This is a genomic window from Ligilactobacillus salitolerans, from assembly GCF_003864415.1.
Lineage (GTDB): Bacteria > Bacillota > Bacilli > Lactobacillales > Lactobacillaceae > Ligilactobacillus > Ligilactobacillus salitolerans.
The window spans coordinates 1-517 of sequence record NZ_BFFP01000103.1; the positions used below are offsets into that span (position 1 = coordinate 1).

Here is a 517-nt window from a genome sequence, read left to right on the forward strand (position 1 = left end):
TGCTTTTGACATAGATATTACAGTCGTCTGCATAGCGTACAAATTTATGTCCTCTTTTAGTCAATTCTTTGTCCAGTTCATTCAAGTAAATATTTGCCAACAAAGGTGAGATGTTTCCACTCTGTGGCGTACCCTTGGCGGACTTTTCAAAAAGCTGACCATTCATCACACCACTCGTTAAGAATTTACGAATCAGATGCAAAACCCATGGCTCGCAGATGTAGTTTCCAAGAAAATTAATCAGCAGGTCATGGTTCACATTGTCAAAGTAGGACTTTAAATCAAGGTCGACCACGTAGTGATAGCCCTGATTATAATAGGCTGCCACCTTTTTCACAGCACTTTGCGCACTGCGATGTGGTCGAAAGCCATAACTATTGTCGGAAAATACCTGTTCAAAGATTGGTATGAGTTGTTGCGCTACGGCTTGTTGAACCACACGGTCGACGACCGTTGGGACCCCTAGCTTGCGCTTTGACCCGTCGGCTTTTGGGATTTCTACTCTTTTGACCGGCTG

Annotated in this window: 1 protein-coding gene; it reads right to left on the bottom strand. The window is 43.9% G+C overall.

Annotated features, from left to right (window positions below; all coding sequences use genetic code 11):
* Positions 1 to 517 (bottom strand): reverse transcriptase domain-containing protein (locus LFYK43_RS12250; protein ID WP_268227144.1); only part of this gene is annotated, 517 nt, incomplete at both ends.